The 16,965-nt window shown below is 66.4% G+C and carries 19 protein-coding genes; 12 read left to right on the top strand and 7 right to left on the bottom strand.

The window, feature by feature from the left end:
* The first annotated feature begins 3 nt into the window (after positions 1–3).
* The 10 genes from FHW83_RS28120 (at position 4) to FHW83_RS28075 (ending at position 9,170) form a co-directional block, all read left to right on the top strand.
* A complete protein-coding gene (locus FHW83_RS28120; RefSeq protein WP_176649663.1) occupies positions 4–687 on the top strand; it encodes a flagellar hook capping FlgD N-terminal domain-containing protein in 684 nt (227 codons plus the stop codon).
* 14 nt (positions 688–701) lie between these two features.
* On the top strand, positions 702–1,958 hold the full coding sequence (locus FHW83_RS28115; protein ID WP_176649662.1) for a flagellar hook protein FlgE: 1,257 nt from the start codon (positions 702–704) through the stop codon (positions 1,956–1,958).
* Between the two features lie 14 nt (positions 1,959–1,972).
* Positions 1,973–2,701 (top strand): flagellar basal body rod protein FlgF, encoded by a 729-nt coding sequence (locus FHW83_RS28110; RefSeq protein ID WP_176649661.1) that lies wholly within the window; start codon positions 1,973–1,975, stop codon positions 2,699–2,701.
* Between the two features lie 22 nt (positions 2,702–2,723).
* Complete coding sequence (gene flgG / locus FHW83_RS28105) at positions 2,724–3,515, top strand: flagellar basal-body rod protein FlgG (RefSeq protein WP_176649660.1); 792 nt, start codon at positions 2,724–2,726, stop codon at positions 3,513–3,515.
* Entirely contained in the window at positions 3,515–4,180 is a 666-nt protein-coding gene (gene flgH, locus FHW83_RS28100) for a flagellar basal body L-ring protein FlgH (RefSeq protein ID WP_176649659.1), read from the top strand. The genes flgG and flgH overlap by 1 nt, the downstream gene beginning before the upstream one ends.
* Before the next feature lie 13 nt (positions 4,181–4,193).
* Positions 4,194–5,297: a flagellar basal body P-ring protein FlgI gene (locus tag FHW83_RS28095; protein ID WP_176649658.1), complete on the top strand. Its 1,104-nt coding sequence runs from the start codon at positions 4,194–4,196 to the stop codon at positions 5,295–5,297.
* A 9-nt stretch (positions 5,298–5,306) separates the two neighbouring features.
* The gene (locus tag FHW83_RS28090) at positions 5,307–5,732 is read left to right on the top strand and encodes a rod-binding protein (RefSeq protein ID WP_176649657.1); all 426 of its coding nucleotides are present in this window, start codon (positions 5,307–5,309) and stop codon (positions 5,730–5,732) included.
* Between the two features lie 83 nt (positions 5,733–5,815).
* The gene (flgK, locus tag FHW83_RS28085) at positions 5,816–7,186 is read left to right on the top strand and encodes a flagellar hook-associated protein FlgK (RefSeq protein WP_176649656.1); all 1,371 of its coding nucleotides are present in this window, start codon (positions 5,816–5,818) and stop codon (positions 7,184–7,186) included.
* Between the two features lie 11 nt (positions 7,187–7,197).
* The gene (gene flgL, locus FHW83_RS28080; protein WP_176649655.1) at positions 7,198–8,109 is read left to right on the top strand and encodes a flagellar hook-associated protein FlgL; all 912 of its coding nucleotides are present in this window, start codon (positions 7,198–7,200) and stop codon (positions 8,107–8,109) included.
* Between the two features lie 17 nt (positions 8,110–8,126).
* Positions 8,127–9,170 (top strand): hypothetical protein, encoded by a 1,044-nt coding sequence (locus FHW83_RS28075; protein WP_176649654.1) that lies wholly within the window; start codon positions 8,127–8,129, stop codon positions 9,168–9,170.
* A 19-nt stretch (positions 9,171–9,189) separates the two neighbouring features.
* On the opposite strand, the gene FHW83_RS28070 is transcribed toward FHW83_RS28075, so the two are convergent.
* The 5 genes from FHW83_RS28070 to FHW83_RS28050 all read right to left on the bottom strand — a co-directional run bounded on the left by FHW83_RS28070 (position 9,190) and on the right by FHW83_RS28050 (position 13,882).
* Entirely contained in the window at positions 9,190–11,307 is a 2,118-nt protein-coding gene (locus FHW83_RS28070; protein ID WP_229224394.1) for a bifunctional diguanylate cyclase/phosphodiesterase, read from the bottom strand.
* A gap of 73 nt (positions 11,308–11,380) precedes the next feature.
* Positions 11,381–12,043 (bottom strand): amino acid ABC transporter permease, encoded by a 663-nt coding sequence (locus FHW83_RS28065; protein WP_176649652.1) that lies wholly within the window; start codon positions 12,041–12,043, stop codon positions 11,381–11,383.
* Positions 12,044–12,046: 3 nt separating this feature from the next.
* On the bottom strand, positions 12,047–12,820 hold the full coding sequence (locus FHW83_RS28060; RefSeq protein ID WP_176649651.1) for a transporter substrate-binding domain-containing protein: 774 nt from the start codon (positions 12,818–12,820) through the stop codon (positions 12,047–12,049).
* Between the two features lie 9 nt (positions 12,821–12,829).
* Positions 12,830–13,240 (bottom strand): hypothetical protein, encoded by a 411-nt coding sequence (locus tag FHW83_RS28055; protein ID WP_176649650.1) that lies wholly within the window; start codon positions 13,238–13,240, stop codon positions 12,830–12,832.
* A 60-nt stretch (positions 13,241–13,300) separates the two neighbouring features.
* Complete coding sequence (locus FHW83_RS28050; protein WP_176649705.1) at positions 13,301–13,882, bottom strand: DUF882 domain-containing protein; 582 nt, start codon at positions 13,880–13,882, stop codon at positions 13,301–13,303.
* 408 nt (positions 13,883–14,290) lie between these two features.
* Between FHW83_RS28050 and FHW83_RS28045 the strand changes: the two genes are divergently transcribed.
* Positions 14,291–14,629 carry an energy transducer TonB gene (locus tag FHW83_RS28045; RefSeq protein ID WP_176649649.1) on the top strand — a complete coding sequence of 113 codons (339 nt, stop codon included), beginning with the start codon at positions 14,291–14,293 and terminating at the stop codon, positions 14,627–14,629.
* Between the two features lie 6 nt (positions 14,630–14,635).
* On the opposite strand, the gene FHW83_RS28040 is transcribed toward FHW83_RS28045, so the two are convergent.
* Positions 14,636–15,457 (bottom strand): EAL domain-containing protein, encoded by an 822-nt coding sequence (locus FHW83_RS28040; RefSeq protein ID WP_176649648.1) that lies wholly within the window; start codon positions 15,455–15,457, stop codon positions 14,636–14,638.
* 156 nt (positions 15,458–15,613) lie between these two features.
* Between FHW83_RS28040 and FHW83_RS28035 the strand changes: the two genes are divergently transcribed.
* Positions 15,614–16,414, top strand: a complete 801-nt coding sequence (locus FHW83_RS28035) for a class II glutamine amidotransferase (protein WP_176649647.1) — start codon at positions 15,614–15,616, stop codon at positions 16,412–16,414.
* Here FHW83_RS28035 and FHW83_RS28030 read toward each other — a convergent pair.
* Positions 16,411–16,941 (bottom strand): GNAT family N-acetyltransferase, encoded by a 531-nt coding sequence (locus tag FHW83_RS28030; protein ID WP_176649646.1) that lies wholly within the window; start codon positions 16,939–16,941, stop codon positions 16,411–16,413. The genes FHW83_RS28035 and FHW83_RS28030 overlap by 4 nt on opposite strands.
* Between the last annotated feature and the right edge of the window lie 24 nt (positions 16,942–16,965).

The raw sequence follows: 16,965 nt of genomic DNA, 5'->3' as shown, positions 1-16,965 counted from the left end.
GTCATGACCGTCAGTCTCCTCAACAACAACGGCGGCGGCACGTCCGCTTCGGCGAACAGCAGCATCATCGGCAACACCGCCAGCCAAACCTCGGACATGTTCACCAAGCTGCTGGTGGCGCAGATCCAGAACCAGGACCCGCTGTCGCCGACCGACCCGGCCCAGTTCGTGCAACAGCTGACCCAGCTGTCGCAGACCGAGTCGCTGCAGAACCTGACCAACATCACCTCGGCCAGCGCCAGCGCGCTGTCGAGCCTGCAGGTGATGGCGCTCGGCGGCCAGGTCGGCTCGGACCTGATGATCACCACCAAGAACATCAAGGTCGACGGCAGCGGCGCCAAGATCAGCGGCCAGGCCACGCTGGCCGCCTCCAGCACCGCCACCACCGTGGTGCTGACCGGCGACGACGGCGTGCGCCACGAGCTCAAGCTCGGCACCCAGGCGCCGGGCACGCTCAACTTCAGCATCGACCCGGCCAAGCTCGGCCTGACCGAGGGCAGTTACAAGATCGCGATCGAGACCAGCGGCAAGGAATCGCCGAGCATCGACATCCAGGGCCGCCTGAACAACGTGCGCCTGCTGCCGACCGGCGCCGTCTCGCTCAACGTGAGCAACATCGGCGACACCGGTTCCGACACCATCTCCGCCTTCAATGGCAAAAACACTGCCACCCAAGCTACCCTCTAAGGAAGGATACCACCATGAGTTTCGATATCGCACTGTCGGGCATTCAGGCCATCAACGATTCGCTGGACGTGACCAGCCACAACATCGCCAACGCCGGCACCTACGGCTACAAGGCCAGCCGCGCCAACTTCTCGACCCTGGTGGCGGGCACCCAGGTCACCGGCGTCAAGGTCGGCTCGACCACGCAGAACATCGGCCTGCAGGGCGGCATCCTGAGCACCGGGCGCTCGCTGGACGCCTCGATCAACGGCCGCGGCTTCTTCATCACGCGCAACACCTCGACCAACGAGACCGAATACACGCGCGTCGGCATCTTCGACGCCTCCAAGGAGGGCTTCCTGGTCGACGCCTCCGGCCGCAAGGTGCAGGGCTACCCGGTCAACGCCGCCACCGGCACGCTGGGCGCGCAGGGCGACGTCGCCATCCCGACCGGCGCCATCCCGGCCGTGGCCTCGGAAAAAGTCACCTACATCGGCAACCTGTCGGCCGACTGGGAGGCGCCGAGCGCGGTCTGGGCCCCGCCGGCCACCCCGGCCGACGCGCCGGACACCAGCACCTTCAACATGAGCAAGGCCTCGGTCATCTACGACACCCTGGGCGGCAAGCACACCCTGACCCAGTACTTCGCCCGCACCGGCGGCGGCAGCGGCGCCTCGACCCCCAACTCGGTCGACGTGCACTACGTGCTGGACGGCGTGGAAGTCGGCACCCCGACCGTCATGACCTTCGACCCGGCCACCGGCCAGATGCTGACCCCGGACCCGGCGGCCGACGCCGGCAGCATCACCATCCCGCTGGCCGGCACCGCCACCTCCAACGGCGGCGTGCTGAACGACGTCGTCATCAACTACACCGGCACCACCGGCTTCTCCGGCGAGGCCACCACCTCGACCAACAACGCCGACGGCTACGCCTCGGGCACCTACAGCGGCCTGACGCTGGGCGAGGACGGCTCGGTGATCGCCAGCTACACCAACGGCCAGAAACAGACCGTCGGCCGCCTGGCGCTGGCCACCTTCCCCGACGAGGGCGCGCTGACCGCCGTCAGCGACACCAGCTGGGTGACCTCGATCGCCTCCGGCGAACCGCTGGTGAACGCGCCGGGCGTGGGCATGGGCGGCACCATCAACGTCAGCACGCTGGAGCAGTCCAACGTCGACATCACCTCGGAACTGGTGGGCCTGATGACCTCGCAGCGCAACTACCAGGCCAACTCCAAGGTGATCCAGACCGAGTCGACCATGCTGCAATCGCTGATGCAAGCGATCTAAGGACAGGCTGACCGATGGACGCGCTGATTTACACCGCCATGAGCGGGGCCGAGCGGGCCCTGCGCGGGCAGCAGGTGCACGCCAACAACCTGGCCAACATCGACACCGGCGGCTTCCGCGCCAACATGGAGCTGTCCGCCGCCCAGGCCGTCAACGGCTACGGCTATGACGACCGCCACATGTCGCAGCTGCAGGCCAACGCCCTGTCGACCAAGCCGGGCACCATGAAAAGCACCGGCCGCGACCTCGACGTGGCGATCGCCGGCAACGGCTTCCTGACCGTGCAGAGCGCCGGTGGCGAGGCCTACACCCGCGCCGGCGCCATGGTGCTGGACGAGAACGGCACGCTGCGCGTCAACGGCGACGTGGTGCTGGGCGAAGGCGGCCCGATCACCCTGCCCGAGTACACCGCCATCGCCATCGGCAACGACGGCACCATCTCGATCCAGGCCCCGGGCACCACCACCATGCAGGTGATCGACAAGCTGCGCCTGGTCAAGGCCGAGGCCTCGGAGCTGACCAAGAACACCCAGGGCCTGCTGGTGGCGCGCGACGGCAACCCGCTGGCCACCGACCCGAGTGTGGTGCTGCGCCCCGGCCACCTCGAGGGCAGCAATGTCTCGGCGGTCGAGGAAATGGTCTCGGTGATGAGCCTGAACCGCACGTTTGAAATCCAGATGAAATTGTATTCCGCCACCGATTCGATGGCGCAAGCCGGCAACCGCCTGATCAGCGGCAGCTAATCACCACGACAGGGAGAAAATCATGAATCCAGCAATGTGGATCAGCAAAACCGGCGTGCAGGCCCAGGACCAGAAACTGCAGGCCATCGCCAACAACCTGGCCAACGCCAACACCGTCGGCTTCAAGCGCGACCGCGTGGTGTTCGAGGACCTGTTCTACTCGGTGGAGCAGCAGCCGGGCGCCCAGCGCGCCGACAACAACACCCTGACCCCGTCCGGCGTGCAGCTCGGTAACGGCGTGCACATGGTTGGCACCCAGAAGGTGTTCACCCAGGGCGTGCTGCAAACCACCAGCCGCGAGCTCGACATCTCGGTGATGGGCAACGGCTTCCTGTCGGTGCGCCAGCCCGACGGCACCACCGCCTACACCCGCGCCGGCCAGCTGCAGGTCGACGCCAACGGCATCCTGGTCAACGCCAGCGGCCTGCCGCTGATCCCGCAGATCACCGTGCCGGCCAACGCCACCGCGCTGTCGATCGGCGAGGACGGCACCGTCTCGGCCAAGATCGCCGACAACGTCACGCCGCAGCAGCTGGGCCAGCTGACCCTGACCTCGTTCATCAACCCGACCGGCCTGCTGGCGCTGGGCGAGAACCTGTTCGCCGAGACGCCGTCGTCGGGCACCCCGACCGAGGGCACGCCGGGCACCGCCCAGTGGGGCAAGATCAAGCAGGGCACGCTGGAGGGCTCGAACGTGCAGGTGGTGGAGGAGATGGTCGACATGATCGCCGCCCAGCGCACCTACGAGATGAACACCAAGGTGCTGTCGGCCGCCGACAACATGCTGCAGTACCTGTCGCAGGCGGCACGCTGATGAAAACCGCACTGCCTGCCCTGCTCGCGCTGCTCGCGCTGGCCGGCTGTGCCTCGCTGCAGCCGCCGGCCGTGCGTCCCGGCCCGTCGGACGAGCCGCCCACCGTGGCGCGCAATACGGCGCCGCGCGGCGTCTCGGGCGGCGTCTTCAGCCCCGACCTGGGCATGTCGCTGACCTCGGACAGCCGCGCCTTCCGCGTCGGCGACATCGTCACCATCATCCTGCAGGAAACCACCCAGGCCAGCAAGAAGGCCGGCACCAGCTTCTCCAAGCAGTCGGCCGACAACATCAACGCGCCCAACCTGCTGGGCAAGACCTTCGGCAAGGCCGCGATCGGCCTGGGCGCGTCCAACAACTTTGCCGGCGACGCCACCAGCACCCAGCAGAACGCCCTGACCGGCGCCATCACCGTGATCGTGCAGGAAGTGCTGCCGAACGGCCTGCTGCGCGTGTCCGGCGAGAAAACCCTGACCCTGAACAACGGCGAGGAGTTCGTGCGCCTGCGCGGCTACCTGCGCGCGGCCGACATCGACGCCGACAACCAGGTGTCGTCGCAACGCATCGCCAACGCCCGCATCGCCTACTCGGCGCAGGGCACGCTGGCCGACGCGCAGCAGCCGGGCTGGCTGACGCGTTTCTTCAACGGCCCGCTGATGCCATTCTAAAACGGGGTCCCCCATGCATTTCCGCAAGCTCCTCCTGGCCCTGCCCCTGGCGCTCTCGCTGGCCCTGCCGGCGCACGCCGCGCAGGCGCTGCGCAACCTGGTCGCCATCGAAGGCGTGCGCGACAACCCGCTGGTCGGCTACGGCCTGGTGGTCGGCCTCAACGGCAGCGGCGACTCGACCCAGGTCAAGTTCTCCAGCCAGTCGGTGATCAACATGCTCAAGCAGTTTGGCGTGAAGGTGCCGGACGGCACCGACGCCAAGTCCAAGAACGTCGCCACCGTGATGGTGTCGGCGGTGTTCCCGCCCGGCTACCGCAAGGGCCAGTCGATCGACGTGGTGGTGTCGTCCATGGGCGACGCCAAGAGCCTGCGCGGCGGCGCCCTGCTGCTGACCCCGCTGCGCGCGGCCGACGGCGAGGTGTACGCGCTGGCCCAGGGCAACGTGGTGGTGGGCGGCTTCAGCGCCCAGGGCAAGTCCGGCTCGTCGATCACGGTCAACACCCCGACCTCGGGCCGCATCCCGAGCGGCGCCAACATCGAGCGCGAGATCCCGACCGACTTCAGCGCCAAGCCGACCGTGCGCCTGTCGCTGCGCCACCCGCACTTCCAGACCGCGATCAACATCGTCGACTCGATCAACAAGAAGTTCGGCGACATCGCCACCGCCAGCGACGCCACCAGCGTCGACGTGGTGGCGCCCGCCAACCCGACCCAGCGCGTGGCCTTCATGGCCAAGCTGGAGTCGATGAACATCGACGTCGGCGAGGACGCGCCCAAGGTGGTGTTCAACTCGCGCACCGGCACCGTGGTGATCGCCGAGGGCCTGCGCGTGCGCGCGGCCGCCGTCACCCACGGCTCGCTCAAGGTGGTGATCTCCGAGTCGACCAAGGTCAGCCAGCCGAACGCGCTGGCCGGCGGCCAGACCGTGTCCTCGCCGCAATCGCAGGTCACGGCCGACCAGGGCCCGGCGCAGATGTTCAAGTGGCCGGCCGGTGCCAAGCTGCAATCGATCATCGACGTGGTCAACAGCCTGGGCGCCACCCCGGACGACATCATGGCCATCCTGCAGGCCCTCGACCAGGCTGGCGCCATCGAGGGCGAGCTGGTGGTGATTTAAGGACAGCCCATGGACAGCACCCGCTTCGATCCCACCCGCCTGCTGGCCAACGGCACCGCCGGCCAGCTGAGCGGCACCCACGTGGCGCCGCAGCCGGCCCAGGCCGGCGACACGGTGGACCCGCTGTACCGCGCCAAGGCCACCGAGGCGGCGGTCAAGTTCGAGAGTTTCTTCATCGGCCACATGCTGCACCAGATGCGCGCCGGCGCCCGCGCGCTGGCCGCCGAGGACAGCCCCGGCAAGAGCCGCATCAACGACGACATGCTGGACATGGCCGACAACCTGGTGGCCGACCAGCTGGCCGGCAAGCGCGCCTTCGGCGTGGCCGACGCCATCCTGCGCCAGCTGCTGCCGGCGCAGCCGGCGCCGGCCGCGGCGGCCGGAAATGTTTCCGAATCGCAAAAAATTAGCGCGTCGCTTAATCCGCGGCAATAATCGGTCGCCCGTTACTGATATCGGACCGGTGGGGCCACGCCGCCACAGGTCACCCGGACTTCACCAGGAAAGACCCCGCACCAATGACCATCACCTACAACGCACTGTCGGGCGCCCTGGCCGCCCAGGCCGCACTGAACACCGTCAGTCAAAACATCGCCAACTCGCAAACCAAGGGCTACACCCGCCAGGGTGTGCTGCTGCAGGCGACCGCGTCCGACCCCGGCACCAAGTCGGCCGGCAATGGCGTGCAGATCGGCTCGCTGCTGCGTTTCAGCGATTCCTACAAGGCGCAGCAGATGTGGCGCTCCAATTCGGAGCTGGGCTCGCTGTCGCAGGTGCAGCCCTACCTGACCCAGATGGAAACGGTGATGAGCGACGACAAGTCGAGCCTGAGCTACGGCATCGACAACTTCTTCAAGGCGCTCAACGCGGCCGGCGTCGACCCGACCTCGACCCCGCTGCGCCAGCAGGTGATCACCGCCGCCGACTCGATGTCGCAGCAGTTCAACTCGATCTACAACGTCACCGCCGCCCAGGTCATCTCGGTGCAGCAGCAACAGCAGGCCATCCTGCCGCAGCTGAACGAGTCGCTGGCCGGCATCGCCGCGCTCAACCAGCAGATCGTCGCGGTCAGCGGCGCCGGCACCAACACCTCGGCGCTGCAGGACAAGCGCGAGCAGCTGATCGACAGCGTCGCCTCGCAGGTCGGCGTGGAAGTGATCATGAACCCGGACGGCACCGCCAGCGTGTCGCTCAAGAGCGGCCAACCGCTGGTGGTCAGCAACATGGCGGCCTCGCTGGAATTCGTCACCACCTCGGGCGCCTCGACCCTGACCCTGACCTTCGCCAAGAGCAAGTTCAAGCTGGACGACACCAAGGTCGGCGGCCAGCTGGGCGGCCTCGGCAACTACAAGCAGAACACCCTGCTGCCGCTGCAGAAATCGATCTCCGAGATCGCCGGCCAGATGGCGCAAATGGTCAACGACCAGTTCAGCGCCGGCTTCAAGAGCGACGGCACGGCCGGCGAGCCGCTGCTGGAATTCAACCCGTCCAGCGCCTCCGGCCTGCTGCAGGTGGTCGACGGCTTCCAGACCACCGACCTGGCCTTCTCCAGCGACGGCACCCCGGGCGACAGCGGCAACCTGCAACAGCTGGTCGGCATCAAGGGCAAGCCGATCACCCTGAGCTCGCTGGGCAGCGTGCTGCTGGGCGACGCCGACACCCAGATCGTCGGCAAGCTGGGCATCGACAGCCAGCAGAACCAGTCGCAGCTGAAGACCGCCACCACCATCCGTACCCAGGCCGAGGACGACTGGAAATCGACCAGCGCGGTCAACACCGACGAGGAAGCCATCAACCTGGTGGAATTCCAGAATATGTACCAGGCGAACATGAAGGTGATTGCCGTGGCCAACACCCTGTTCGACTCGACGCTGCAAATGTTTGGTTAAGGAGAGCCTGTATGCGTATCGCCACCAGCCAGTTCCAGGCCACCATGAACCGCGGCCTGCAAGACAACCAGAGCGCGCTCGCCTCGCTGACCGCGCGCATGGCCAGCGGCAAGAAGCTGCAAGTGCCGTCGGACGACCCGGTCACCGCCGTGCGCCTGTCGCGCCTGACGCGCGAGGAGGCCATCGTCGGCCAGTACCGCGACAACATCGCCGCCATCAAGATCCGCCTGTCGACCAACGAGACCTATCTGCAGTCGATGGTCAACGACATCACCCAGAGCCACGACCTGCTGGTGTGGGCGGCCGACGCCAGCAACACCGGCGACGACCTGAAGTCGATGACCACCTCGATGACCTCGCTGCGCGACAGCATCTTCTACGCCGCCAACGAGAAGGACCAGGAGGGCCGCTACATCTTCTCCGGCACCCTGACCAACACCCAGGCCATCAGCTATGACGCCAGCGCCCCGGTCGGCGCGCGCTACACCTTCACCGGCAACACCAACCAGCAGAAATCGGTGGTCGGCAACGGCATCACCCAGACCGTCAACGTCGACGTCTCCGGGCTGGAGGCGCTGCTGAACCAGATGGACACCACCATCAACGAGCTGCAGCAGCCGGGCATCACCCCGGCCACGCCCTCGCTGCGCGCGGCGGTCATGGCCAATATGGATGGCGCCAGCGCCGCGCTGGACGCGATCGCCTCCAAGATCGCCGACTTCGGCGGCGCCCAGAACGTGATGGAAACCCTGGACGGCAACCACGCCAACGTCAGCCTGTCGAACAAGACCGCGCTGCTGGACCTGGGCTCGCTGGACATGGGCGAGGCCGCCACCGAACTGAACGGCTACAACCTGGCGCTGCAGGCGTCGTACAAGGCTTACTCCAAGATCACCAATCTGTCGCTGTTCAACGTCCTGTAATTTTTTAGTTCCCAGCCATGCAAATCACGTCCGCCACCACCCCCCAAGTCATTGTCCCCGGCGCCAACGCCGGCAATGCCACCGCGGTGGACGGCACCGCGCTGGGACTGAACGGCGAGAACGCCGCCACCCCGACCCCGGTCACGCCGACGCCGAACTCGGCGGCGCCGCTGCGCCGCGGCCTGAACAACTGGGACCAGCCGCTGCAGGGCGACATTTCCGGCGCCCAGCAGGCGCTCGATTTCCTCGAGCAAAGCGCGGCCCAGCTGCGCAACCTCAAGGCCGACCTCAGCGCCCGCCTGGCCAACCGCCAGCGCGCCGACGGCATGCTGGAGGCGCGCGTGCGCCAGTTCAGCAACAGCTGGCGCAACCGCGGCAGCGCCTCGGGCGGCACGCTGGACGCGCAGCTCAAGTTCAGCAACAAGGGCAGCACCACCAGCTTCACCGTGCGCGGCATGAACCTGGCCAACCTGCGCAACGGCGGCCGCGAGGTGCTGGCGATCTCCATCGGCGGCGGCCAGAACGTGCGCTCGGTGGTGCTGGAGCCGGGCCTGTCGGACGCCCAGATCGCCCAGCGCTTCGACGAGGCGCTGGCGCCGGCCGGGGTGCGCGCGCAAATCAACGACGACGGTCAGCTGAGCTTTTCCACCAGCGAGGCGCAGTGGGGCAATGTGCGCGACACCATCGCCGTGCAGGGCAACGGCATCCGCTTCCCGACCGGCCAGCTGAACCGCGTGAAGGCCGAGGCCGAGGCGCCCGAAGTCGATCCCGACAGCTGGAACACCGCCGACCTCGACGGCATCCGCAGCACCCTGCAGCAGGTGGTGCAGGCGCTGGCCAAGGTGGAGGCGTCGATCGCCTCGGTGCACCAGGCGCTGGCGCAGGTGGCCGCGCGCGTGCGCAACGCGGCCCCGGCCGCCACCCAGAACGGCATGGACCAGGTGGCGCAGAATTTCGTCCGCACCACCAGGCAGCCCGGCTACCAGTCGCTGCTGTCGATCACCTCGGCGCTGGCCGGCATCAGCCGCGAGCGCGTGATCTCGCTGCTGCGCCTGCGCTGATCGCTCCAATACGGCCGGCTCAGTGCAGCAGGCTGACGCCGCGCTGCGCCAGCGCGGCCAGTTCCGGCGCCGGCAGCGCGCCGGCATACACATACCCCTGGGCATAATCGCAGCCGGCCATGGCCAGCAGGCCGCTTTGCGCGGTCGTCTCCACGCCCTCCGCCACCACCCGCAGGCCGAGCTTGTGGGCCATCACGATCAGCGCCTCGCACATGACCAGGTCGCCGCTATCGTTGGCCAAGTGCTGGATGAAGCTGCGGTCCAGCTTGAGCAGGTCGATGCCGAAGTGCTTGAGGTGCGACAGCGAGGAGTAACCGGTGCCGAAGTTGTCGAGCGCCACCTGCAGGCCCATCTCGCGCAACTCGCGCAGGCGCTCGCTGACGTGGCCGGCGCCGTCCAGCAGCGCGCCCTCGGTGATTTCCAGCACGATGCTGCGTGGCGGCAGGCCCAGCCGCGCGGCCAGCTGCAGCCAGTCCACGTACAGCGCGGTGGCGCCGCGCAGCTGCGCCGGCGACTGGTTGATGCTGACCTGGAATCCGCTGCCCAGTTCGTCCTGCCAGCGGCGCGCCTGCTGCGCGGCCTGGCGGAACACCCAGTCGCCGATTTCCAGCATCATGCCGCCGGATTCGGCGAACGGCAGGAATTCGGCCGGCGCCAGCAGGCCGCGCCGCGGGTGGCGCCAGCGCAGCAGCGCCTCGGCGCGCTCGACGCGGCCGTTCTGGAGGTTGACGATGGGCTGGTAGTGCAGCTCGAGCTGCTCCTGCGCCAGCGCCGCCCGCAGGTCCAGCGTCACCTGCTGGCGCGCCTGCGCGGCCAGCTGCAGGTCCGGCGTGAAATAGCTGTAGCGGTTGCGCCCGCCCTGCTTGGCGGCGTACATGGCCTGGTCGGCGCAGCGCAGCAGCGCCTCCGGGTTGTCGGCGTCGTCCGGGAACACGGCGATGCCGACGCTGCCCGACAGCGACGGTTGCGCCCCCTCCAGCGCGATCGGGCGCGCCAGCAGCGTCAGCAGCCCCTGGGCGATGCGGTCGATGCTGTCCGGCTGGGCCAGCCCGGGCAGGATCACGGTGAATTCGTCGCCGCCCAGCCGCGCCACGGTGTCGCTGCTGCGCACGCCGCGGCCGATGCGGCGCGCCGCCTCCACCAGCACCAGGTCGCCCTGCTGGTGGCCCAGCGTGTCGTTGACCTCCTTGAAGTCGTCGAGGTCGATGAACAGCAGCGCCAGCTGGGTGCCGTCGCGGCGCGCCTTCTTGATCTCCTGCCCCAGCCGGTCCTGGAACATGTGGCGGTTGGGCAGCCCGGTCAGCTCGTCGAAGTTGGCCTGGTGCCAGATCAGGTCGGCCGAGGCGCGGCTGGCGCCGACGTCGGTCACCAGCGCCAGCGCGCCGCGGTAGGCGCCGTCGGCGTCGAAGATGGGATTGGTGGCCAGCGTGGCCCACAGCTCGCTGCCATCCTTGCGCAGGAATTTGAACTCGTGGCGCTCGGAGGCGCCCTGCTGGCGGCGCGCGATATTGCGTTCGAGGATGACCCGGCCCTCCTCGTCCATGAACGCCACCAGCGGCTGCTCCAGCATCTCCTCGATGCTGTAGCCCAGCATCTGCGCCATCTTGGGATTGACAAAGCTGGTGCGGGCGGCGGCGTCGATCTCCCAGATGCCCTCCTCGGCGTTGTGGACGATGCGGCGGAAGCGCTCCTCGCTGCGCTCCAGCAGCGGCAGCTTGCCCTCGGCCGGCTCCAGCACCACGCGGATGGCCTGGCCGCCGCTGTCGACGCTGGCGCGCAGCGAGACCGGGAAACCCTGCTGGTTGCGGTGGCGCTGCATCTGCAGATTGCATTGCTCGGCCTGCGCGCTGTTGATGGCGCGCCGCAGGAAGCGGTCGAAGTCGTCGTGGAACCGCGGCGCGATGAACTGGCGGAACGACAAGCGCTCGGGATCGCCGCGCCGCAGGCCCAGCAAATCGGCCCCGACCACGTTCATCTGCACGATGGTGGCGTCGAAGCCCAGCACGAAGTAGCCGACCGGCGCCAGCAGGTAGATATCGTTGAAATAGGCTTGCTCGGCGCTGGCGCCGGCCTCGGCCAACGGCGCCATCGCGGCCTGTCCGGCGAGGACCGCGAGTCCGGGCAGCTCAGTGTGCATAGTCTTATCCATACACCCCCTACAGTGATGTTTTCAGACTAACATTTCGTGCAGGCGATGTCGAGCGTAAGCCCTACCTTGCGTGGTGCGCGCGGTTCAAGCGTTGTTCCATGCGCCGTTGCAGCGCCTCAAACAGCAAACTCAGCAGCCAGTAAATCGCGGCCGCGGCCAGGTACAAGGGCAGCGGCTGGAAGGTGGTGGCGATCACTTCCTTGGTCGACAGCATCAACTCGGTCAGGGTGATGACCGAGACCAGCGAGGTATCCTTGATCAGGCTGATGAGGGTGTTGCTCATGGCCGGCACCGCCACCCGCAGCGCCTGCGGCAGCACCACGTGGTACAGCGTGCGCCAGTAACCCAGGCCGAGGCTGTAGCTGGCGGCCCATTGGCCCTTGCTGACGGCGCCGATGGCGCCGCGCAGGCTTTCCGACAGGAACGCGCCCGAGTTCAGGCTCAGCGCCAGGATGCCGGCCGTGACCGGCGTGAACTCGACGCCGACGCTGGGCAGGCCGTAGTAGATCACGAACATCTGCACCAGCAGCGGCGTGCCGCGCATCAGGCTGACGTAGACGCCGGCCGGCCACGCCAGCAGGCGGTACGGCAGCAGGCGCAGCACCGCCACAGGGAAGCCGATCAGCAGGCCGCCGGCCATCGCGGCCAGCGCGAACAGCACCGTGTAGCCGGCGCCGCGCAACATCACGGGCGCCGCCTCGCGCAGCAGCTCCAGCCACTCCATCGCTTACGGCGCCTTGCTGACGTCGACGCCGAACCATTTCACGGAAATGGCTTTCAGGCTGCCGTCGGCGGCCGCGTCGGCCAGCGCCTTGTTGAGCGCCTGCTTGAATTCGGGATTGCCCTTCTTGAATGGAATACCCATGCGCTCGACCGCGCCGACCTGCGCGCCGGCCTTGATCGGCAGCTTGGAAATCTTCAGCAAATAGGCCGACATCAGGCTGTCGTTGAGCGCGGCGTCGATGCGGCCGGCGGCCAGGTCGGCCATGGTGTCCGGCGCCGCCGCGTAGCTGCGCACCTCGATGCCGGGCACCGCCTTGGCCTGCTGCTCGTACACGCTGCCCTGCCCCACGCCCAGCTTCTTGCCCTTGAGGTCGGCCAGCGACTTGTAGCTGGCGCTTTCGTTGTTGCGCACAATCAGCTGCGGCATCGAGTAGATGTAGGGCTGGGAGAAATCGAAGGCCTGCTCGCGCTTAGGATTGATGCCGACCTGGGAGATGATCACGTCATACTTGTTGGCGGCCAGCCCGGCCAGGATGCTGGCCCACTCGCTGGTGACGAACTCCACCTTGAGGCCCAGCCTGGCGGCCAGCAGCCTGGCGACATCGACGTCATAGCCGGCCAGCTCGCCGTTCTTTTCCTTGTAGTTGAACGGCGGATAAGTGCCTTCCAGCGCCACCTTGAGGCTGCCGCGCGCCTTGACGGTGGCCAGCAGATCGGCGGCCGAAGCCGGCAGGGCCAGCGCGGCCGCCAGCACCAAGATGAAATGACGTTTCAGCATGAAGCTCCTTTACCACGCGCCCATGCGGCGGCGCACTCCGAAATGATGGCCCACGACCAGGATGGAACTGGCGATCAGGCCGCTCAGTCCGATCATCAACTGTACCAGCTTATCGTCGGGCAGCACCCACAGGCGGCCGGGCGGCGCCTCCTGCAGGCGCGCGGCCGCCATGATCAGGGGCGCCACCCATTCCGCTTCCGGCGTCACATCGAGAATCAGCGCCCCATCCTGGGTGGTCTGCATATAGATCTCGCCGCCCTCGGCCAGCGTAAAGCAGACGCCGTAGCCGGTTTCATGCTTGCCGATGTGCTGCTGCAAAGCCTGGTTATGCTCTTCTATCCACAGTTCGACATCGGCGGGCGTTTCCAGTCCGCTCCACGGCACCGGCTTGAAGCGCGGCGGTTCATTGGGGTCTTGCATAACTATCCTGTTGGCTGACTAAGCCGCCAGTGTAAACGAACGGAGCACAAGCCGTGAAGGCTAGCCTTTCCAGGTGCGCTGCAGGCCGGTGTCGGCGTGGATCCAGCCGCCGCGCGGGCCGGCGCGGTAGTAGAAGCCGACCCCGCCCTGGCGGAAACTCTTGACCAACCCGCCCAGCACTTCCGCGTTCAGGTTGGCGATGCGGATGTCGGCGGCGCGCCCCACCATGTGCAGCGACTGACGCGCGGCCGGCACGCCCGCTTCGCGCAGCTTCTGGTTGGAGGCCGGGGTGCGGTAGCCCGACAGGATCTCCAGCGGCGCGTCGATGCCGTAGCGCTGCACGAAGGCTTGCGTGCCCCACAGCGTTTCAAACAGCTTGGGATCGATGTTGCGGGTCTCGTTGCCGCCATTGACGTCGCGCATCAGGTGGCACAAGTCCTGATAGGCCGACTCGATGATCTCGCCGTCCTTCCAGTACAGCAGCTTGGCGCGCTCCTTGCTCGCCGGGCGCACCACCTCGATGGTGCGTGGGCGCAGCCAGAATTCCAGATCGAGCGCCTGGGCATCAAAGATGTCCGGTGGCGGCTCCATCATCCCTGCGCCACTGCCGGACGGCGCCGATTGTTCGGACGCGTGCGCCATGCTGCTGGACGCTACCGGCGCCGGCTTTGCCGCCGGATGAGCGATGCTGCTGTGCCGCACCGGCACGCTGGAAGCGCAGCCGATCAGCGGCACCGACAAGAAGCTGGCTGCCGTCAGCCCTAGAAATTCCCTGCGCGATGCCATAAGTCTACCCGTACCGTAAAAAGCAATATTGCTACTATAGCCTATGCGGAGGGAAAGAAAAACCGTCCTAACTTTCGTTTAAGAAATGATACAGCTGCCTGATCGATACAAAAATTGTGTATCGGAAATATTTTAGGTGGCCGCATTATTTCCGTAGCTTATGGCTGGCATTCCAACAATAAAGTATTCATATATGATGCGGCGCGGTATAGTTCATCCATCGAATAAATGTTTTCCCGTTGAACTTACTTACTGGAGCCCATCATGATCATCCGTTCTATCGCCGCCATCGCCCTGATCTCCCTGTCGACCATCAACCCAGCCAGCGCCGCCGCTCCTGCGGGCCGTCTGAACAACGCCGATTGCGACGTGCCTAACTACCGCACCTCGTGGCAGGACGAAGAGCTGTCGGGCAACGTCAAGCTGGCCGTGCTGGTGGACGCCAAAGGCAATGTGCAAGAAACCAAAGTGATCTCGTCGAGCGGCTCGCTGGCCCTGGACAAGGCTTCGCAGCGCGCCAGCACCAGCTGCAAGTTCAAGCCAGCCAGCAACGGCGCCGAGCCGGTCTGGGCGCAAGTGCAATACAACTGGGTTCTGAACTAAGCTGAACTAAGCAGCCTGGCGCGCCGGCTCTTGCAAGAGAGCCGAGCGCGGTTCATCCAGCAGATACCCCTGCACCAGCAATGGCACGCCTGCGGCCGCGCTCAATTCGCGCAAGGCCGACAGGTGTTGCGGCGTTTCCAGCCGCTTGAACACCACTTCCACCTTGGCCGCGGCGCAACGCCGCAGTAACTGCTCCAGGCCAGCCTTATCCTGCAATTCCCGCGCGTCCAGCTTGAACACGTCCGGACGCAAGCGATCCAGCACGCCCAGGCCATCCCGCGCGCTGTTGACGTTCACCGCGAAGCGGAAGCCATTGCGGCGGTAATTGTCCGACACATAGTTCAACAACCAGCCCTGCTGCGGCGTGGCCGCAGGCAATTGGAGCACCACCCGCTCCAGCGGCAACTCCAGCGCGTCGAGAATGCGGCGGAACGCGTGGCCGTGGTTGCTGCTGACCGCGCTCAGCAGCCGGTCATGCACATTCAGATAGAGATCGGCATCGGTATTGCCGGCCTGGCGGAAGAAATTAATCGCGTGCAGCATGCGGCACAGCCGGTCCAGCTCGATCGACTCATCGTCGCTGGCCGCGTGGTCGAGCAGCTTCCACAGCGACAGCCCCTGGTCCTGCGCCGACACGCTGCGCGCCAAACCTTCGTAGGCCAGCACCTCGCCGCTGTCCAGGTGCCGAATAGGCTGGAACGCGCTGCTCATGGTGCAATTGAAAAACCGCCCTTGCGCCTTGCCCTCGTGATCGAGCCAGATGCTGGAAGCAGCGCCGGTGGCGTCGGATAGACGCGCCAGGTACTTTTGCAGGATGGGGAATGACATGGAACTCCTCTTGGGGTACGAACAATGTCGACAGCGTATGCCCGCGCGCCGCAAAGCAGAACGAATGCTTTCAGCTATGGATATGCCAAAACATTCGTTCCGCCCCGGGAGCGCGGCCGTTATCGTGAGGTCATCGTTTAACTCCGTCGTGACACCATGTGCCAATTACTTGCGATGAGCAGCAACAAACCCGCCGCCGTGGACTTTTCCTTCGCCGGCTTTGCCGAGCGCGGCGGCCGTACCGGCGAACACAAGGATGGCTGGGGCATCGCCCTGCACACGCCCACCGGCTGCCGCCTGTACACCGATTACCTGCCCTCGATCCACTCGCCGCTGGCGGCGCAGTTCAAGCAAAGCCCGATCAAGGCGCGCAGCGTGGTGGCGCACATCCGCAAGGCCACGCAGGGCCGCGTGTCGCTGGAAAACAGCCATCCGTTCACGCGCGAGCTGTGGGGCCAGACCTGGTCGTTCGCCCACAACGGCGACCTGAAACTGTTCGATCCCAATCCCAGCCTGTACGCGCCGTGGGGCGACACCGACAGCGAGCGCGCCTTCTGCCACCTGCTGTCCGGGCTGGCGCTGCGCTTTGAACATCAGCCAGAACGCCACGTGCTGTACGCGGCGCTGGAAACCCTGGCCGGCGAGATCGCCGACTACGGCAGCTTCAACTTCATCCTGTCCAACGGCGAGCTGCTGTTCGCCCACTGCAGCACCGACCTGCACGTGGTGGTGCGCGAATATCCGTTCTCGGTGGCGCACCTGATCGACTGCAACCTCAGCATCGACTTCAGCCGCCACAACCACCTGGACGATCGCATCGCCGTGATCGCCACGCAGCCGCTCACCTCCAACGAACAGTGGACGCAATTCGCGGCGGGCGAACTGAAGTTGTTCGCCGGCGGAGTGGAAGTGGGATCGGTGCCGGAACGGCGGGAGAGCTTGCGGGTAGCGTATTAAGCGGTATTGCAGTTGCAGAATTTCTTGCGCTTGGGCGCGTTCGGGCAGGTGGCGTCCTCGTCCAGCTGCTTCCAGAAGAACACCGTCTCCACACCGTACGGCGAGCGCACCTTGCCGGCATCGGTGTAGCCGCGCTGGGCGAAGAAGTCCTTGCCGCTGGCCGTGCTGTGCAGCTGCAGGGCTTTCACGCCCCAGCTGCAGGCCTGCTCCTCCATCTTCGTCAACAAGGCCTTGCCGATGCCCTGGCGGCGCGCCTCCGGCAACAGATAACACAGCGCCAGCTTGCCGGCGCCGGTGAGCAGCGCGACGCCGACGACGGCGCCTTCGCTGAGCGCGACCAGCGAATAATTGGTGGGCGAGCTGAACCAGTTCGCCACCATCTGCGGAGTTTTATTGCCTAGCCACGCATCAAGGATGGCCGGATCGTTCTTATGATCCAGCTCGCAGCATTCCTTGATCGAACGGCGCAATACATTGCACGCCGCCTCCGCATCCGTCGAAGCAGCAATACGAATTTCAAGACTCATGTACGCTCACAAAACATTACTAAG

The organism is Duganella sp. SG902 (genome assembly GCF_013376005.1).
Lineage (GTDB): Bacteria > Pseudomonadota > Gammaproteobacteria > Burkholderiales > Burkholderiaceae_D > Rugamonas.
This window is presented reverse-complemented; position numbering and strand designations above follow the sequence as displayed.